The sequence below is a fragment of the Streptomyces sp. NPDC020845 genome, from assembly GCF_044334165.1.
Classification (GTDB): domain Bacteria; phylum Actinomycetota; class Actinomycetes; order Streptomycetales; family Streptomycetaceae; genus Streptomyces.
Genome location: NZ_JBIRSJ010000008.1, coordinates 133,796 through 151,155 on the forward strand (window position 1 = coordinate 133,796; position 17,360 = coordinate 151,155).

The 17,360-nt window shown below is 71.3% G+C and carries 10 protein-coding genes and 7 pseudogenes; 7 read left to right on the plus strand and 10 right to left on the minus strand.

The features are described 5' to 3' along the window. Positions 1–122: 122 nt before the first annotated feature. Positions 123–1,799 (plus strand): NAD(P)H-dependent oxidoreductase subunit E, encoded by a 1,677-nt coding sequence (locus ACH4U7_RS21830; RefSeq protein ID WP_398529527.1) that lies wholly within the window; start codon positions 123–125, stop codon positions 1,797–1,799. Next, a complete protein-coding gene (fdhF, locus tag ACH4U7_RS21835; RefSeq protein WP_398529528.1) occupies positions 1,796–4,507 on the plus strand; it encodes a formate dehydrogenase subunit alpha in 2,712 nt (903 codons plus the stop codon). The genes ACH4U7_RS21830 and fdhF overlap by 4 nt, the downstream gene beginning before the upstream one ends. A 123-nt stretch (positions 4,508–4,630) precedes the next feature. Here the strand turns inward: fdhF and ACH4U7_RS21840 are convergent. The 3 genes and pseudogenes from ACH4U7_RS21840 to ACH4U7_RS21850 all read right to left on the minus strand — a co-directional run. Further along, positions 4,631–4,735, minus strand: a pseudogene (locus ACH4U7_RS21840) (hypothetical protein); the annotation flags it as partial. A 47-nt stretch (positions 4,736–4,782) separates the two neighbouring features. Beyond that, complete coding sequence (locus ACH4U7_RS21845) at positions 4,783–5,658, minus strand: universal stress protein (RefSeq protein WP_398529529.1); 876 nt, start codon at positions 5,656–5,658, stop codon at positions 4,783–4,785. 114 nt (positions 5,659–5,772) lie between these two features. Further along, positions 5,773–6,322, minus strand: a pseudogene (locus tag ACH4U7_RS21850) (DUF1918 domain-containing protein). A gap of 104 nt (positions 6,323–6,426) precedes the next feature. On the opposite strand from ACH4U7_RS21850, the pseudogene ACH4U7_RS21855 reads away from it, so the two are divergent. Next, positions 6,427–6,561 (plus strand): annotated as a pseudogene (locus ACH4U7_RS21855) (hydrogenase expression/formation protein HypE); the annotation flags it as partial. A 201-nt stretch (positions 6,562–6,762) separates the two neighbouring features. After that, positions 6,763–7,044 carry a PadR family transcriptional regulator gene (locus ACH4U7_RS21860; protein WP_398529807.1) on the plus strand — a complete coding sequence of 94 codons (282 nt, stop codon included), beginning with the start codon at positions 6,763–6,765 and terminating at the stop codon, positions 7,042–7,044. A gap of 109 nt (positions 7,045–7,153) precedes the next feature. On the opposite strand, the pseudogene ACH4U7_RS21865 reads toward ACH4U7_RS21860, so the two are convergent. The 3 genes and pseudogenes from ACH4U7_RS21865 to ACH4U7_RS21875 all read right to left on the minus strand — a co-directional run. After that, positions 7,154–7,983: pseudogene (locus tag ACH4U7_RS21865) on the minus strand (APC family permease); the annotation flags it as partial. Then, positions 7,984–8,346 (minus strand): annotated as a pseudogene (locus tag ACH4U7_RS21870) (fic family toxin-antitoxin system, toxin component); the annotation flags it as partial. Between the two features lie 81 nt (positions 8,347–8,427). Continuing rightward, positions 8,428–8,715, minus strand: coding sequence for a YiaA/YiaB family inner membrane protein (locus ACH4U7_RS21875; RefSeq protein WP_398529530.1), 288 nt, complete (start codon positions 8,713–8,715; stop codon positions 8,428–8,430). A 371-nt stretch (positions 8,716–9,086) separates the two neighbouring features. Here ACH4U7_RS21875 and ACH4U7_RS21880 point away from each other — a divergent pair, with 371 nt between their 5' ends. Next, complete coding sequence (locus ACH4U7_RS21880; protein ID WP_398529531.1) at positions 9,087–9,767, plus strand: class I SAM-dependent methyltransferase; 681 nt, start codon at positions 9,087–9,089, stop codon at positions 9,765–9,767. A 245-nt stretch (positions 9,768–10,012) separates the two neighbouring features. Here ACH4U7_RS21880 and ACH4U7_RS21885 read toward each other — a convergent pair whose 3' ends face one another. Both ACH4U7_RS21885 and ACH4U7_RS21890 read right to left on the minus strand, forming a co-directional pair. Next, entirely contained in the window at positions 10,013–10,660 is a 648-nt protein-coding gene (locus ACH4U7_RS21885; protein ID WP_398529808.1) for a DUF1963 domain-containing protein, read from the minus strand. Beyond that, positions 10,637–11,995, minus strand: a pseudogene (locus ACH4U7_RS21890) (ISAzo13 family transposase); the annotation flags it as partial. The gene ACH4U7_RS21885 and the pseudogene ACH4U7_RS21890, both read right to left, overlap by 24 nt. A gap of 269 nt (positions 11,996–12,264) precedes the next feature. Here ACH4U7_RS21890 and ACH4U7_RS21895 point away from each other — a divergent pair. Continuing rightward, positions 12,265–13,164, plus strand: coding sequence for an NADP-dependent oxidoreductase (locus ACH4U7_RS21895; protein WP_398529532.1), 900 nt, complete (start codon positions 12,265–12,267; stop codon positions 13,162–13,164). Positions 13,165–13,230: 66 nt separating this feature from the next. On the opposite strand, the gene ACH4U7_RS21900 is transcribed toward ACH4U7_RS21895, so the two are convergent. Then, positions 13,231–13,695 (minus strand): integrase core domain-containing protein, encoded by a 465-nt coding sequence (locus ACH4U7_RS21900; protein WP_398529533.1) that lies wholly within the window; start codon positions 13,693–13,695, stop codon positions 13,231–13,233. Between the two features lie 349 nt (positions 13,696–14,044). Between ACH4U7_RS21900 and ACH4U7_RS21905 the strand changes: the two are divergent. Beyond that, positions 14,045–14,143 (plus strand): annotated as a pseudogene (locus ACH4U7_RS21905) (PPOX class F420-dependent oxidoreductase); the annotation flags it as partial. Positions 14,144–14,208: 65 nt separating this feature from the next. On the opposite strand, the gene ACH4U7_RS21910 reads toward ACH4U7_RS21905, so the two are convergent. Then, positions 14,209–16,977: a hypothetical protein gene (locus tag ACH4U7_RS21910; RefSeq protein WP_398529534.1), complete on the minus strand. Its 2,769-nt coding sequence runs from the start codon at positions 16,975–16,977 to the stop codon at positions 14,209–14,211. Positions 16,978–17,360 lie beyond the last annotated feature (383 nt).

Consider the following 17,360-nt stretch of genomic DNA (forward strand, 5'->3'; position numbering starts at 1 on the left):
CCGGTCACCATCCGGCAGCTGTGCCACTGCCGGGTGCCGCGCCGGGGCTGGGACGACCCAGATCACAACCGCCCCCTTATGCACGGATTGCACCCTTGTGCGGCTGCCACCACGATGAGGTCATGGATCCTGCGGACCGTTTCGACGCGTTCCGGGCCCTGGCCGACCGGCGCGGGCGGCCGGGAGACCGGCTGATCACGTCGCTGGCCGAGGCCAGGGCAGGAACGGCGGACAGCCCCGAGGTCTGGGCTCCGAACATCGCCGCCGGTTTCGGTCTGCCCGCTGCCGCCGCGCTCGGACCGGCCGATTACTACGCGGACCTCGCCGCCCCGCACGGCCGCCGCCACGTCCGGGTCTGCGCGGGCACCGCGTGCTTCACCGCCCAAGCCGGACGGCATCTCACCGATGTGGAGCGCGAGCTGGGCGTTCCCACGGGCACGGCCTCACCGGACGGCGAGACGTCGGTGCAGGCGGTCCGCTGTCTGGGGTACTGCTACGCGGGCCCCGCCGCGCTCGACGGTGACCGGCCCCGTGCGGGCCCGACGCTGGCCGGTCAGCTCGCGGGGCGCGAGCCGCCTCGGGCACCGGAGATCCCGGTGACCGACGACACGGGCGCCCCCGTGCTGCTGGGGGGTGTGGTGGCCGGTGAGCCCGCATGGCAGGTGTGGCCGCGGACGGTAACAGCGGGCTCCCCTGACGAGGTCCGGCGAGAGGTGGCCGCGTCCGGGCTGCGGGGGCGTGGCGGGGCGGGGTTCCGGGTGGCCTCGAAGTGGGAAGCGGCGGGCCGGACACCGGACACCGTGGTGGTGGTCAACGGCGACGAGGGCGATCCCGGCTCCTTCGCCGATCGGCTGCTGATGGAGGCGGATCCGGAGCGGGTGCTGGAGGGCCTGGCACTGGCCTGCTTCGCGTGCGGGGCGCGCCGGGGTGTGGTGCTGGTGCGCTCGGAGTATCCGCGTGCGCTGGCACGCGTGCGGGAGGCGGTCGAGCGGGCTTACGCCGACGGGCACTTCGGTTCTTCCGTTCACGGAACGGCCACGGCCATGGACGTCGAGGTGGTGGAGGGGGCGGGTTCGTACGTCGCGGGTGAGGAGACCGCACTGATCGCGAGCTTGGAGGGGGATCGGGGGTGCGCCCGGCCGCGCCCGCCCTACCCGACCCGGCGCGGGCTGTGGGACGCGCCGACGGTGGTGAACAACGTGGAGACCCTGGCGGCCGTCCCGTGGATCGTCTCCCGGGGCGGCGAGGCATACGCCCGGCGGGGGGTTCGAAGTGAGACCGGAACGAAGCTGGTCTGCCTGTCGGAGCGGTTCGCCCGGCCGGGGGCGTACGAGGTCGAGCTGGGCACCCCGCTGTTGCGGATCGTCACCGAGCTGGGCGGCGGCCTGCGGGAGGGGTGCGAGCTGACGGCTCTCCAGGTCGGCGGGCCGCTGGGTGGTTTCCTCGCCCCCGACGCGCTGGACGTGCCGCTGACCACCGCCGATCTCACGGCCCGGGGCGCCGCTCTCGGCCATGCCGGACTGGTCGCCTTCGACCAGCGGGTGACGCCGGAAGAGGTGCTGCGGCACATCTGGCAGTTCGCCGCGGCCGAGAGCTGCGGCGCCTGTTCACCCTGCCGCGTGGGTTCGCGCCGCGGCCTGGAGCTGGCGTCCGCCGACACTCCGCCCGGGGAGGAGTGGGAACGGCTCGCGCCTGTTCTGGCCGAGGCGAGCCTGTGTGCCTTCGGCCGGCGGATCCCGCCCGCCGTGCACAGCCTCGCCCGCGCCTACGGGGACCGACTGGCGGGATGGGCCCCATGACCGGAATCGAGATCGAGGTCGAGGTCGATGGCAGGGGCGTCGCCGTCCCCGAGGGGGCCTCACTGCTCGCGGCGGTGCGGACGGCCGGGATCGAGCTGCCCACGCTCTGCTCCGACGACCGGTTCAGCCCCGCGGGCTCCTGCCGTACCTGTCTGGTGCGGGCCGACGGACACATCGCGGCGGCCTGTGTGACCCCGGCCGCGTCCGGTGTCCGCGTCGAAGCCGCCACCGACGACCTTCAGCGGCTGCGTCGGGACGCGGTGGAGCTCATCGTCTCCGCCCTGCCCTCCCGTGCCCTCGCGACCGGCAACCCCAGCGAACTCGCGCAGGTCTGCCGGTCGACGGGTATCGGTCCCGAGGCGGCGCGGGGTGCCGGAGGCCGGGGCGAGGACGACTCCCACCCGTACGTCCACCTGGACCGGGATCTGTGCATCGCCTGCGGCCGGTGCGTCCGCATGTGCGCCGAGGTACAGGGCACCTTCGCCCTCACCCTGGTCGGCCGGGGCGCCGACACCGTGGTCGCCCCCGGCACCGGCGGACCCTGGGCCGAGTCGGACTGCGTGGCCTGCGGCGGCTGCGTCGACACCTGCCCCACCGGCGCGATCACCGAGCCGGGGCCCGGGCGCGGGCTCACCTCCGCCCATCGGCCGACCGCCCCCCGTACGCACGCCACCCGTACGACATGCGGCTACTGCGGTGTCGGCTGCGCGCTGGACGTCGTCACCCGCAACGGCGAGGTCGAGGCGGTCCTGCCCGCCCGGGACGGCCCCGTCAACCACGGGCACGCATGTGTGAAGGGCCGCTTCGCCCACGGCTATCTCACCTCCCCCGAACGGCTCACCCGGCCCCTGCTGCGGCGCGACGGCCGCGATGGCCGCCTGGAGTCCGTCGGCTGGGACGAAGCGCTCGGCGAGGTCGCCCGCGGACTGCGTGCGGCCATCGGCGCCGGGGGCCCGAACGCCGTGGCGGCGATCTCCTCGGCCCGCGCCACCAACGAGGAGAACTACCTCGTCCAGAAGTTCATGCGGGCCGTGGTCGGCACAAACAACGTCGACAACTGCTCCCGGCTGTGCCACTCCCCGTCCGCCGCCGGCCTGACCGCCTCCTTCGGGCTCTCCGGCGGCACCGACACCTTCGACGACGTCGAGCGGTCCGACTGCCTGCTGGTGGTCGGGGCCAACCCGGTCGAAGCCCATCCGGTGGTCGGAGCGCGACTGCTCCGGCGCGTGCTGCGCGGGGCCAGGCTGGTCGTCGCCGATCCCCGCGCCGTCGGCCTCGCCCTCCACGCCGACGTACATCTGCGCCCCCGCCCCGGCACCAACGTCGCCCTCTTTCACGGGCTCGCCCACGTCCTGCTCGCCGAAGGCCTCGCCGACGAGGGGTTCCTGCGCGAGCGGGCCACCGGCCTGCCGGAACTCGCCGAGCTGCTGGACGACTACCCGCCCGACCGGGTCGCGGAGATCACCGGCGTACCCGTCGCGGACCTGATGGCCGCCGCCCGGCTGTACGGCCGTGCCCGACAGCCCGCCATCGTCTACGGACTGGGCGTCACCGAACACCTGCACGGCACGGACGGGGTGCGGACCCTGGCCAACCTGGCGATCCTGCGCGGCGCCGTGGGCACCGACCGCGGGCACGGGGTCAACCCGCTGCGCGGCCAGAACAACGTCCAGGGCGCCTCGGACATGGGCGCGCTGCCCGACTGCCTGCCCGGCTACGGAAAGGTGACCGACCCTGCCGCACGGTCCCGGGCCGAGGCGGTGTGGGGGGCACCGGTTCCAGGGCGGCCCGGACTGCGGATCCCGGACATGTTCGCCGCCGCACGGGCGGGGGATCTCCGGGCCCTGTGGGTCATCGGCGAGGACGTCTGCGCCACCGACCCCGACACGAACCGGGTGGCCGAAGCCCTGGACACGTGCCCGCTCGTCGTCTGCAACGAACTGTTCCTGTCCGAAACCGCCCGCCACGCCGACATCGTGCTGCCGGCGGCGTCCTGGCTGGAGAAGGAGGGCACTTTCGTCAACTTCGACCGGCGGTTCCAGCGGGTCAGGCCCGCCGTGCCCCCGCCGGGCGAGGCACGTACCGACTTCGAGATCGTGCACGCCGTGGCGACGGCCATGGGCACCGCCCTCGGCTGCCCGACTCCGGCCGAAGCCCTGGCCGAGTGCGGCCGGGTCGCACCCGTCTTCGCGGGCCTCTCACACGGCCGGCTGGACCGCGACGGTGCCATCCCCTGGCCATGCCCGGACCCGGACCGCGCCGGTGAAGCCAAGCTGTACGAGGAACGGTTCGCCACACCCGACGGACGCGCCCACCTCGCCGCACCCCCCTATCTGCCGCCGGGCGAGCAGCCCGACGACGACTATCCGCTGATCCTGGTCACCGGGCGGCGCTGGGCCCACTACAACTCCGGGAGCATGACCCGCCGCGGCGACAACCTCACCCTCGATCCGACCGACTTCCTCGACCTCAACCCCGACGACGCCCTCCGGTACGCAGTGCGCGACGGCCTGCCGCTCACGGTGGAGAGCCGCCACGGCCGGGCCCACCTCATCGCCCGGATCAGCGAACAGACACCCCCCGGACAGGTCTTCTGTTCCTTCCACTTCCCCGCGAGCGGAGTGAACCGCCTGACCTCCGACCACGCGGACACCGTCACCTCCTGCCCCGAGTACAAGGTCACGGCGGTGCGCCTGACCGTGCCGTGACCGAAGGACGTGGTCGACGTCTGCCTCGGCGTCAATCGTGATCGGCTTGCCCTGCGCCAGCTGGCCCGCGGGCATGGTCCTGGGGTCCTTGCCCTTGGCGAGGCAGTTCACCACGATGTCACGGTCGGTAATGATCCCGTGGAGCCGGTCATCCGGCCCGCAGATCGGCAGGGCTCCGACGCCCTCCCGTCGTGTCCCCAGTGCCCGCCCTGGGGGCGGGCACGACATCCCCCAGCCTCAGGGTGACGGCAGGTGCCTCCCGCGGCCCTGTTCCGTCAGCCTCGCTGAGGAACGACGGCGACCGGGCACTCGGAGTGATGCAGCAGGGTGTGGGCAACCCTGCCGAGCTGCAGACCGAAGTGGCCGTGTCGTCTCAGAGCGCCGACGACAATCAAGTCGGCACCGGCCGATGTCTCCACGAGGGCCTTGTGGGCGGGGCCTTCGACCGGCCTGCGATGTACATCGACCCGAGGATGCTCCCTCAGCGCCTCGCGTAGTGCGTCGGCGAGTTCGGCCAGAGCCCGTTCCTCATGCACTCGAGCCGCATCGTCCGCGAGCAGAGGGTGATCCACGTGCTCATGGGCCGGACAGCGCCAGGCCCGTACGGCCTCCAGGGCGCAGCCGCGGGCCTCGGCCTCGCTCAAGGCGAACCCCACTGCGTCCGAGCCCTTGGCCGAGTCACCGACCCCGACCACCACCCGCCCGAAGGCTCCCCGCCGATTCTGCTCCGAACCACGGACCACGATGACCGGACACTCGGCGCGGGCGGCCACCGTGAGGCTGACCGACCCCAGCAGCAGCCCGGCCAGCTCGCTACGGCCGCGAGAACCGGTGATCAGGACACCTGCCTCATGGCCCTCGCGCAGCAGCGCGGAAACGGCATCGTCGGGCACGACCTCGCCCGACACCTTCGCCTCTGGATTGCGAAGCGCGGCCCGTTCCGCGCATGAGGCGATGATGTGCTCCGCCATGAGCTCTTCGGCGGGACGATCAGTGCTGAAGGACGGACGCCCTCCCTCATAGCGCTCCCACAGGGAGGCGTAGACAAGCCGCAGCGGCAGCCCGCGGCGTGCCGCCTCGTCCACCGCCCAGTCCACTGCCTCCAAGCTGGAATCCGACCCGTCGACGCCCACGACCATCGAGGTTTCCATCGTCCCTACCGCCTTCCGTCCCGGCAGCTGAGCACCCCCCGTAAATACCCTCGCACCGCTCAGGTGCCATCGCGACACACGGACCGGCTCTCAAAAGCTGGGCAGCCCGGCCACTCACCGGTCGGCCGGGCTGATGCGGCGGCCCGTGAGGCGAGCGGCCGGATCGACACCCACATCTCGCGTTCGCCCCCGGCCATGGTGTGGTGAGAGCGCGACCGGCCAGCCGCCGCACGGCGTCGGGCTCTGTGACAGCCCGCGCGGAGCCGACGACGAGCACGCTCCAGCCCTGGCTCATGGCCTCGTCCACATGATCGACCTCGAAGGCGACCTCCGCCCCCACAGCCGCCGCCGGCACCGAGTCGGACGCGGTCCGGAAGGCGAGCGCGGCACTCATCCGGGCTGAGATCCCGCAACTGAGGGTGCGGGAGCGCCCGGCCCCGGCCGGGCGGCAGCTCGATTCCGACGCCGCGCAGCGCCGCGACGCTGGTCCCCAGCGCAGCGGCCAGCCTGATGAGACTCGCCAGACTCCGGTCAGCCGATCCGGCCGCACGTCATAAGGAGGTGTTCCATCCGCGTGCCGGAGTCCGACAATCTCGCCGTCGCGCCTGGCAGCCCCGGTTGTCGGGCTTTCGACGACGAGTTGATCACCGATGTGAGCTCGCATGACCGTCGCCTTTCCCCCACGATGTCGCCGTGTCCAACGTGCCACGTGCGGCGTCCCACCGCAGGGACGGCGAACACGAATCAGTGGCCGACACCGTCAGGACGGAACTGGCCACCGTCGGCCGGGTCGCCCAGGCGATCGGCGCGGCTGCTCGAGCGGCCGACGTCACCGTGGTCACCGGTGACACCAAGGTGGTCGATTCCGGCCACGGCGACGGGGTGTACATCACCACGGCCGGTGAGCGGTGCCCGTTCTGGAGGCGGTGGCGCCCGCTTGTGCCTCCCTGCCCGCTGGGGCCTGCTGTTCGGCCCCCGTGGCCGGGCGGCGGGGACAGACGGCCCGAAACGACAGGCGCAGGATCGGTGGCCGATATCGGTTTCGCCACTGCCGGTCGGCAGCGTGGAGGTGGATTTCGGGTGCGGGAGTTCCAGCGGGGCGCGGTGCGGCTGCACATCCTGCACCACGCGGCCGAAGAGGAGATCCACGGCGTATGGACGACTGCGGAACTGGCCCGGCACGGCTACGAGATCAGCCCGGGCACGCTGTATCCGACGGTGCACCGGCTGGAGGCCGATGGGCTGCTCACCTCCGAGCAGCGCGTGGTCGACGGGCGCACGAGGCGCGTCTACAAGGCGACGGAGGCAGGGGAGAAGGCGCTGGCCGAAGACCGGCAGGCGCTGCGGGAGCTGGCCCGCGAAGTCCTCGGCGACGAGGCCCCGTAGGAAATGCCACCGACGGGTGGCCGCTCACCCGGCTGAGGGTCCGCGCAAGGTACCGGTACCCGGCCCGGCCCGGCCCTCGGGCAGCTTCCGTGGGAAGCCGGACGAGGGGTCAGGCGGCCGGCCGACCGGCGAACATGCGGCGAATGGCGTAGGCGGCGGCGCCGACCGCCAGGACCGCAGCGCCCGAGATCACCGAGGCAAGGGGCAGGGCGAAGGCGAGGATGAGGCATCCGGCCAGGCCGACAACGGGGATGATCCGGCCAGGCGGCATTCCTGCGGGGTGAGGGTCCAGGCGGAGGCGTTGGCGATGGCGTAGTAGGCCAGCACGCCGAAGGAGGAGAACCCGATCGCCCCGCGCACGTCCGCTACTGCTGCGAGCACGGCCACCACCGCGCCGACCGCCAGTTCGGCCCGGTGCGGCACCTTGAACCGGGGGTGCACGGCGGACAGGGGATGCGGCAGGTGCCGGTCGCGGGCCATGGCCAGTGTGGTGCGCGAGACGCCGAGGATGAGCGCGAGCAGCGAGCCCAGCGCCGCCATCGCCGCGCCCACCTGGACCACGGGGGCCGGCCAGTCGGCGCCCGCGGCCCGCGCCTGCTCGGACAGCGGCGCGGAGGACTCGGCCAGGCGGGTCGGGCCGAGCACTGTCAGAGCGGAGACGGCGACGAGGGCGTAGACGACGAGTGTGATGCCCAGCGCGAGCGGGATGGCGCGGGGGATGGTCCGCGCTGGATCGCGCACCTCCTCGCCCAGCGTGGCGATGCGCGCGTAGCCGGCGAAGGCGAAGAACAGCAGGCCGCCCGCCTGCAGCACACCACCGAAGGACGCGTCCGCGCCTACGTCCAGGCGGGCCGCACGCGCGACGTCCGAGGTGTGGGAGGCGACCACGACCGCGGCGAGCACCGCCAGCACGATTGTGACGATCACGCGGGTCAGCCGCCATGTCCCCAGCAATGCTGCGATTTGAGCGGCTGTGCAGGTCGGGTCGCGTAGCAGGTCGCGCAGGGCTACAGCATCGTCGTGGGTGGGTTTGACGGGAATGCCGGAGGCTTCCAGGTACATCACGCCGGTTGCCGCCGCGACCGCGAGGTTGGAGCGTTACCAGCCAGCGCAGCGTCCCAGGACGTGTACCAGGGCTGCGGCTCGCGCGTAGGGGCCGTCGTAGACCGGCTGCTCGAGGAGGTCGGCCTTGTGGCAGGCCACCGCGGCAACCGGGATTCCGTAGTCGTCCGGAGCCGGATCGCCTGCGCCGGCGATCTCGGCGATCTGCAGGATCCAGGCGACGGCGACGTGCAGATCCATTACGCGGCGCGCGCCCCCGGAGCAGGCTTGTGGGCGTCCTCGGCATCGTCGTCGTCGGCTTTCAGAGGGATGCGGAACGGTTCACAGCTTTTCGAACGGATCGTGCTCGGTGAGCAACTTCTCCATCCGCGCCTGATCGACCCGGCTGACGATCTGCCCGGCCTCCTGCCGGTCCCGGATCACCTTGGCCAGGGTAAAAGCGGAGGTCACCAGATAGAGGACGGCGATGGCCAGGAAGCCGCGTACCCAGGCGTCGGCGTTCAGCCGGAAAATGCCGACAGCGGTGGCCGCCATGGCGACAGCGAAGGAGGCGACCGCCTGACCGTAGAACGCGGCCGTACTTTGCTGGCTGACTGATGTCTCACTCATGCGGACAAGAATCACCAGAGGCCGTCCGCCCCGCATCCGACCCGATACTCAGCTATGTACTCAGAAATCAGGCCTCCCCAGGACGGGCCGCCTTTTTGTCTTCCCTGAGCCGGGCAAGAAGCGAGACGGAAGACGGCCGAACCCCCGACGTCAGCGGTCACGTCCCCGGTCGCGCTGCAGCGGCGGATCCGGGGCATCAGGCCGCGGGTCGACGTCGCCCTGCTGCCCGAGCTGCTGGAGACGCCGCACACCGAGTGGGCGTGGCGGCCAACCGGCCAGCGTGACGACCTGTTCTTCGCCCCTTGGACGCCGTTTTGCCGGACCGGCAACAGCAGTGGCGTGCCCGGGACATGAGGGGCGATGGTGGGTCCGTGACCGACAACATCACAGCAGGATCGCGCGCGTCCGGCACCCCCTCGCCTGCCGACGGCTACGTCGGAGACCCCGCGGTGCGGGCGGAGTGGGACAACCGGTACGCCGACCGACAACAACTGTGGAGCGGCCAGCCCAACGGTGCGCTCGTGGCCGAGGTCGCCGGGCTCACACCCGGGCGGGTGCTCGACGTCGGCTGTGGCGAGGGCGCGGACGCCGTCTGGCTCGCGCGCGGCGGCTGGGACGTGACCGCGCTCGAGGTCTCGGGCGTGGCGCTGGAGCGGGCGGCCGGGCACGCACGGGACGCGGGCGTCACCGTTCGCTGGGTACACGCCGCCCTGACGGAGGCGGCGCTCCCGCCAGCCTCCTTTGACCTGGTCTCCGCGCAGTACCCAGCCCTGCTGCGCACCCCCCACGCCGCAGCCGAGCGAGCGCTGCTCGCGGCCGTCGCGCCCGGCGGCGTGCTGCTGCTCGTACACCACGCGGGGATGGACAACCAGCAGGCGCACGACAGCGGCTTCGACCCGGCTGACTACGTCTGGCCCTCGATGGTCGCCGCTCTGCTCAGCGACGACTGGGAGGTGGAGGTGGACGAGCAGCGGCCACGCGTGGCACCCGACGGCGGCGCCGGCGCGCACCATACCGACGACCTGGTGCTGCGCGCACGCCGGCTGCGCTGAGCGCGTCCTACCCTCCAAGCGTGGGTCTGAGCTGGTCATTCGTAACATCGGTGGACCCAGGGGTTCGGGGTATGGCTGTGAGCTTGTCGCCGTTGGACGGCTCAGAGAACTTGGCCGCCCCGGGCTCCGCGACGACTCGCCTCACGCCGAGTCTTCAACGACGAGTCGGCCCTGCTGGAGCTGATCGCAGACGTACGGGAGCTCGCCGAAGACGCCCTCTGGGCGGCGGACATCAACCGCTGCGGTCACGCCGACTGCCACAGGAAGGCGACCTGATCGCGGTGCGTGGGGCACTGCACGATGTAGCCCGCGCCGTAGTCGCCCCACACATGAGGTACCCCGCGTCCGGAGTCGATCTGCAGGACCGGCTGCGTCATGCGGTGGTCCCCGCGGGGGCAGTTCGGGTACCCGGGGTCCTGGACCCAGTTCGGCCACCCTCCCAGCTTGTCGCCCTGGCGGTTGAGCCCGAACACGGCGGCGCGTTCCTCCGGGAGTAGTTCCGACTCGTCTGCCTCGCGGTACGGATAGTCCCTGACCGCACGCGCCCACCCGGCAATCGGCCGCTCCGGGAACAGTGGGACACCGTCGGGCGGTGTCGGCGACGACGCTTGGCCGGCCGCGTCGACGACCCGAACCAGGTGGCCACCCGAGAAGGCGCGGTACGGGTTGCACGCGGTGCAGTGGAACAACTGCAACAACCCCGTGCCCAGATCCCGCGCCTGCTTGGGCGCGCCCGCGAGGTCGAGTTGCACGAAGAACGTCAGCGGGGCCGCGCAGTCGGCGCAGCGAGGCCATGGTTCATCCGCGCCCAGCCAGGGCAGGCCGCCGAACCGCGAGGCGCCCGGTTGCCCGTCCCCGTCTGTGGCGCCGATGAGCGGGCGGACATCTTTCACTGCACGGCTGATGGTCATCGCGGTGGTGTTGAAGAGCTGGCCGAGAAGCTCCTGAAGAGCGTGTTTCCGCAGGTAGAGGATGGTGACCAGGATCTGTTCGGCGGGAGTGAGGGTAGGTTTGCGGCCTGTGCCGCGTGCGACGCGGCGTGGTCCGCCGCGAGCTGCGTGGCGGGCTTGCTCGCGGTGCTCCTCCAGCTCAGGGATCAAGGTGTTGACCAGGTCGCTGAAATGCTGGCGTGTCATGCCGGTCAGCTCAGGGTGCTGCAGTTCATCGGGCATGAGCGAGTGAGAGCCGCCGGCTGGGGACCGGTTGCGCTGCGGGCGGTCCGGACGCGGTCGCCGGTCTGCGGTGTGGAGGGTTTGGTTCCCGTCTCCGTGGAAGCGATGCCGGGTGATCGGCAAAACAGCGATGGCCTCGTCGCTGATTTGGATGCCGGTGGGTGGGGCAGTGACCGCTGTCGAGTTCGGCGTGCACGGTCAGGCCGGTGCGGCTGGTGGTCGCGGCGATGGTTTGGAGCATGACTTCATGGCTGGTCAGAGGCCTGCCACGGCAGTTGATGGTGATGTGGGAGAACAGCCGGTGCCGGGAGGCGGATGGCACACGGTGATCTCCAGGCCCGTTTCGCCGGCGAGGTCGGCGAGGTGGGTCTTCCAGCCGCGGGTGCGGTAGCCGTTGGAGCCCCCGCCGTCGGCAGTGATCAGCAGCCGGCGGGCGCGGGGGTAGTCGTGCTGGCCGCGGGTCTGCCACCAGCGGCGGATCGAGGCGACGGCGAACGCCGCCGTGTCGTGATCGGTGCCGATGGTGACCCAGCCGGTGTTCGCGGCCATGTCGTAGATCCCATACGGAATCGCCTTCCGGGCCTGGCCGGGGAAGTCGTGCGTGTTGACCTTCACGGGCTGCTGGGCGGGTCGCCACTCGTGCCCGGCGTTCTTGTAGTCGCCGATCAGCTCCTTCTTCTTGGTGTCCACGCTGATCACCCGGTCACCAGCGTCGCTGTGATCTCGCGCCTGCTCGTTGAGGTAGCGGAACTGGGCGTCGCGGTCCGGGTGCTGAGCGCCTTCGACGGTCTTGGCGTTGGCCTGCAGACTGAAGCCTTCCTCCCGCAGCAGGCCAGCGACCGTGTCGGCGGAGACCCGGTGGCCCTGCCGGGCCAGCTCCGCTGCCAGCTTCCGGGTCGACTTCGTCGTCCACCGCAGCGGCGACATCGGATCGCCCCGCTCGTCGGGCTCGACCAACGCCAGCAGTGCGGGCAGCGTGGGGACGTCGCCGTGGATCGTGTCGGATGAGCTGTGGGACCGCCTGGAGCCGCTGCCGCAGCGTGGGCGGCGCTTTCGCTACTCGAACACGATGACGTACGCCCCGCCCCGCCCCAAGGTCCAGGTGCAGATCCATTCCACGATTGGCCCAGTTAGTCACTCTTCAAATCGACCACATGTCCGGGTCACTAGCTGCACAGGCTCGACACCAATGCGGCTGAGACCACGAGCGACCTCTGTAGGGGATCCCGTGGTCGACACTGTTGCTTGCTTTGGGTTTCCGGCCCGTACCTCCCGATCGGCCGGACTGAGTGAGAGGACAAAGATCTGTTGTGAAGGCGTGCGGAGTGTCCGGGGCCGAGAAGGAAGTCGCCCTGCTGGAGTTGCCCGAACCGTCACCTCCCGGGCCCGGTCAGATCCTGGTGGCGGTTGAGGCGGCCGGGGTCGGCCCGTGGGACGAACTGCTGAACAGCGCTGGTTGGGACGTGGGGCTGCGCCCTCCGGCGGCGCTGGGAGTGGAGGGCGCGGGCAAGGTGCTGGCCGTCGGCGCGGGTCTCACCGGGTTTGCCGTAGGCGACCGGGTGCTCGCACACGAGGCCCCGCTGCCCGGGGGAAGCGGCTTCTGGGCCGAACGCGTTCTGATCAACGCGGATCACGCGGCAGCCTGCCCACCCGGGCTGGACGCCGTGCACGCGGCGGCGCTGCCGGTCAACGGACTCACCGCGTTGCAGGCCCTGGAGAAGCTGGACCTCAGCCGAGGACAGCGGCTCCTGATCACCAACGGAGGCGGGGCCACCGGAGCCCTGGCCATCCAGCTCGCCGCGGCCAAGGGCATCGAGGTGACCGCGACCGCGTCTGCTGCCGCCGCAGAGCGCCTGTTGGGTCTGGGAGCGATGGAGGTCGTCGACTACCACGACCCGAACTGGCCGGCCAAGGTACGCGGCGGGTTCGACGCCGCCCTCACCATCGCCACCAGCACGGCGGACGCCGCCCTGCCTTTGCTGCGGGACGGCGGCCGACTGTGCTCCCTGACCTCGGACGCGCCTCCGGAGGAACGAGGCATCACGAGTTGGGACCTCTACGTCGAGCCCAACGCCGCGCAGCTTGTCCAGCTGGCGGAGCAGGCCGTCGAGGGAACCTTGAAACTCGCACCGGAACCCCTGCCGCTGAGCGAGGGACCGGCTGCGTTCGCCCGGGTGGTTACCGGACGGGCCGGCGGTAAGAAGATCGTGCTCACCCGAGCATGACCCGGCCGGGCACCGACCGATCCCGATGCCGGGCCACGGGTGCCCTGAAGGTGTCAATATTCCCGATCAGGCTGCTGAGCTGGGCGTTTCCTGTGGATGGTGAGGCGGTCGGGGTGGCGTGGTGTGGTACTCGTTGAGCAGTCCACCAAGTACCTGTCGGCGCCTGACCGTGGCGGCGGGCAGGGGGATGATGTCCGGGTCGTCGTCCGGAGCACGTAGGTCGAGGCTTCGGTGGGCTCGTCCGGCGTTGTAGTGCTCGGCGTACCTGGTCAGGACCGTACACAGGTGTCGTTCGCCGGTGATGAGGAGACGGTCGGTGCATTCGGTGCGGGCTGTGCGTATCCATCGTTCGGCGAACGCGTTGGACCGGGGCTCTGCGGCGGCGTCGGGATGACGGCTGTGCCGTTGCCGGCGAGGACGGCGTCGAACGCGGCAGTGAACTTGCCGTCCCGATCCCGGATGACGAACAGGAAGCCCCCAGCCCTCTCCTCGAGGCCCATGAGCAGGTTGCGGGCGAGTTGGGCGACCCATACGCCGGTCGGGTGGGCAGTGACACCCAGGACGTGAACGCGCCGGGTCTTGATCGATGACGCAGACGTCTGAGGGAAACGGTCTCCACGTGCATGAAATCGCAAGCCAGCAGCGTGTGGGCCTGTGAACAGAGGAAGGAACCAGGTCTGCGGGGAGGCGCGCTGCGGTGCGGGTGGTAGGCCGGAGTGGCGCGGAACGCGCCGGATCGTGGCGGCGGCGACCCGATGGCCAGGCCGTCGCAGCTCACCCTGGATCCTGACGTACCCCCAGGCCGGGTTCTCTCGCGCCAGGCGCTGGATCACGCGACTGCCTCTTCCGCCAGCGGTGTACGACCGGATCCGACCGCCGTCTGGCCCGTAAGTACGGCAACCTCGGCCGGCTCACGCTCTTCGGCAGCATGCTGCGCCGGGGGCTGGACGGGACGGTCGGGATCCGCGTGACCTTGTGAAGTGCGGGGCCCGGACAGACCGGACCCCGCACAAGAGGGTGCTCACGATCCCTCGTACATCGTGCTTACGGCTTGTCGAGCGCCGTCCCCGTCAGTACCGGCCTGTCGGGCAGCGGCTCGGCGTTGTTGTCGGTCAGTGCGAGGCGCATCGACTCGGTCGGCTCGGCCACCTGGTCCCGCACGGTCGGCACGACGAAGTCCACGCTGGTGCTCCCGGGCGGGATGTTCAGCCACACCCACAGGTGCGCGTCGGACAGCGGCCGCTCGGGGTCGGGCACGTCACCGGACCAGTCCTTGAGCCACTGCGGGTCCACGTCCTTGGTGGACAGCTCGGCGCCCTCGGTGGCCGGAAGCACCCGCGCCGGCTGCCAGATGTCCACCGCCGTGGGCGCGTCCACGGACAGCCGCCAGGTCAGCGTCTCTCCCTCGGTCACCCGGTCCGCGACCGGCGACAGGGTGATCACCGGCTCGGGGTCGTCGTTCTCGACGGTGAGCCCGCCCCGGTGCTTGCCGACGACGGCGTTGTGGACGGCCTTGACCGCGATGTCGTGCTCTGCGTCGTCGCCGTAGACCGTGTCGCCCTTCACCTCGACCGGCACGTCGATCGCGTCGCTGCCGGACCGTACGGTCACGAGGCGGTTCTCGGCCCGGCCGCTGTCCGGGTCGAGGACGTACACGCGGACCTGCCCGCTGCCGTGCCCGGAGATCTCGACCGGGATCCGGTAGGTACGGGTGCCCGAGTCGCCCTCCTTGACGATCGTGCGGCCCACGTCGACACGCGGCAGTGCGGCCGCCTTCACCGCCAAAGTGCCGGGCGCCCAGCCCCAGGCGTCCATCAGCCAGGCCCGTCCGGACTGCGAACGGGGCGTCAGCTCAAGGGACTTGACATGCCTGAGATCGAGCCCGGCCCGGGTCGCGGCCGACAGCGGGACGCGCAGCTCCTGAGCCCAGTATGAGGCGGTGTTCGCAGAGCCCGGGAGCCCATCCACCTGGACCGAGCCCAGCCTCACCCGACGGTTGGAGGAGTCGGTGACGGACACGTCGAACTTCGTGCCGGTCGTGTTCGGCGGTACGAAGACCCGGAGCGCGAGCTTCTGGGAGCCGCGGAGGGAGAGCGGCTTGGCCGGAGTGATACGCGCGGCCGTGCCCGGCTGGGACCACTTCAGGTCCACCGCGCTGCGGCCGGTCTCCTGTTCCGTCTCCCACGACGCGAAGTGCGGTGACGATCCGAGGGCCTCCGGATCCAGACAGGCCACGGCCGGGTCCGGGTCGATCGCCGAACACAGCCGGGCGCCGGTCACCCTCGCCCCGCCGTCCGGCAGGAAACCACCGCTGCGGCGGCCGCCGACCGCGTGGGTCAGCACCCGGGCCGGGTCCGCGGACGGGGCCCGCTTGCCCGAACCGTCGAGCAGCGGACGCACCCGATCGTCCCCGGCGAGGAAGAGCCGGGCCGCGGCGGCGATGTACGTGGCGCCCGCCTTGTGCTGCTGGGCGGCGGTCAGCCGGGTCGCGGCACCCGGCGTGCACACCGGGTCCGGCTGCTCCGGGTCGGTCCCGAAGTCGTCCCTGGCCGGTGCGACGGCCTCGCCCGGGGTCCACTCGCTGTTGAAGTAGTTGTGGTTGGCGCCGACCATGTAGACCGCGCTGTGCAGTGCCGTGCCCCGGCTGATCCCGCGCGTCCCGTCGACGAAGTCCTCGCCCTGCAGGTCCGACACGTCGCCGTCGCAGCCCGGCAGCAGCGTCACGGACGGCACGTCGGCGACCGGATTCTGGCCGAAGATCGTCGGTCCGATGAGCACAGTCCCGCGCACCTTCCAGCGCACCGGGCCCCGGTAGCCGTCCTCGGCGGCCGGCGGCGGGTAGAGGCTGTCCATGGTGGCCCGGTTGACGCCCTCGCCACCGCGCGAGTGGCCGACGAGCAGGACATGGGAGAGGTCCGCCTTCGCCGCCTCGCGTACGACGGCCGGGGCGGAGGAGCGATGGGCGGCCCAGTCGGCCCAGCGGGCGAGGTGCTGCCGTACCAGCGAGGAACGCGCCTGCGCGCCGCCGTCCTCGGCCTCCCAGTCCTGGGCGTTGATGCCGTTCGCCGAGATCGACACCGTCACATAGCCCTGGGAGGCAAGCAGTTGCTGGTCGCGCAGATAGCCCAGGTAGCTCGGGATCGGCTGGTAGCCGTCCGCACAGGGCCAGTCGCCGGTCACGTCGTCCTCGGAGCCCGGCTTGTAGCAGGTGTCATGGCGGCCGTGCAGGAACAGCGCGAGCGGCCGGCTGCCGGTAGCACCCCTCGGCGCCACCACCTCGGCGGTCATCTCCACCGAGGTGTCGAACCCGGGCAGGCGCACCGGGTCGAGGTCGTACTCCCCGGTGACCGTGCGGTACGAGCCGGGCTTGCCCGGATCAACGCCGTTCGCCGACGCCTGCGCGGGCATCCGTGCCCCGCGCGAGCCGGACCTGTGCGAGTCGTCGGCCGCCGCGTCCAGCCGACGCCCCGCGGCAGTTACTTGAAGGCCCGTCAGCTGCTTGGGCCGCGTCTCGCCGAGGGCGAGCCGGAAGGTCCGCCCGTCCCTCGCCGGCTTCGGCACCCCGAGCAGCCGGTCCCCGGTACGGAACTCGACCCGCGCATCCCCCATGGGCACGGCCTTCGGCGCACGCCAGACCAGCTCACGCGCCCCGCCCTCCCCGTCGATCCGCCACCCCGGCGGAAGTGGGCTGCCGCCCGTCGCACTCAACAGCCCCGATTCGTGCGACCGTTCAGCCTGCGCCGGTCCGGGCGAGCCCGCTAGGGCCACCAGCACCGCCACGGCGGTCACACATATTCGCCGGGCACGGATCAATGATCCTCTCCTCAAAACCCCGTGCGCAGACGTCCCATCGGTCCCGGGCGCCTCTCGCGTCACCTAGACGAGTCATTCCCAATGAAGATCCGCCATCCTGAAGTTGCTGTTCCCGGGGGCTGGTGTGCGTCGTTGCTCATGCCCTCGTTCTGGTCGCGCGCGGCTGTCTGCGCATCGTCTGACATCTGGATGGTCGCGGAATCCCAAGAACTCCGGCATGCGTGCGCTCTCGCTCCGTACGATGCCCCATGTGACGCCGCCGTCCGACGAGCCCTTACTGCCCAGAAGGCGGCTTCCGAGCGTCACAGGTTGATCCGGATTGCGGTAAGCCCTCTTGTCGAGAGCTTTTGGCGTTTGGAACGTTGGGGGCGTGGGTGTCTGGC

What these genes read in the sequence shown, in the direction of transcription:
- ACH4U7_RS21830 (WP_398529527.1), top strand. Translation starts at nt 123, where the DNA reads ATGGATCCTGCGGACCGTTTCGACGCGTTCCGGGCCCTGGCCGACCGG.
- fdhF (WP_398529528.1), top strand. Translation starts at nt 1,796, where the DNA reads ATGACCGGAATCGAGATCGAGGTCGAGGTCGATGGCAGGGGCGTCGCC.
- ACH4U7_RS21845 (WP_398529529.1), bottom strand. Translation starts at nt 5,658, where the DNA reads ATGGAAACCTCGATGGTCGTGGGCGTCGACGGGTCGGATTCCAGCTTG.
- ACH4U7_RS21875 (WP_398529530.1), bottom strand. Translation starts at nt 8,715, where the DNA reads ATGAGTGAGACATCAGTCAGCCAGCAAAGTACGGCCGCGTTCTACGGT.
- ACH4U7_RS21900 (WP_398529533.1), bottom strand. Translation starts at nt 13,695, where the DNA reads ATGGGTCGCCCAACTCGCCCGCAACCTGCTCATGGGCCTCGAGGAGAG.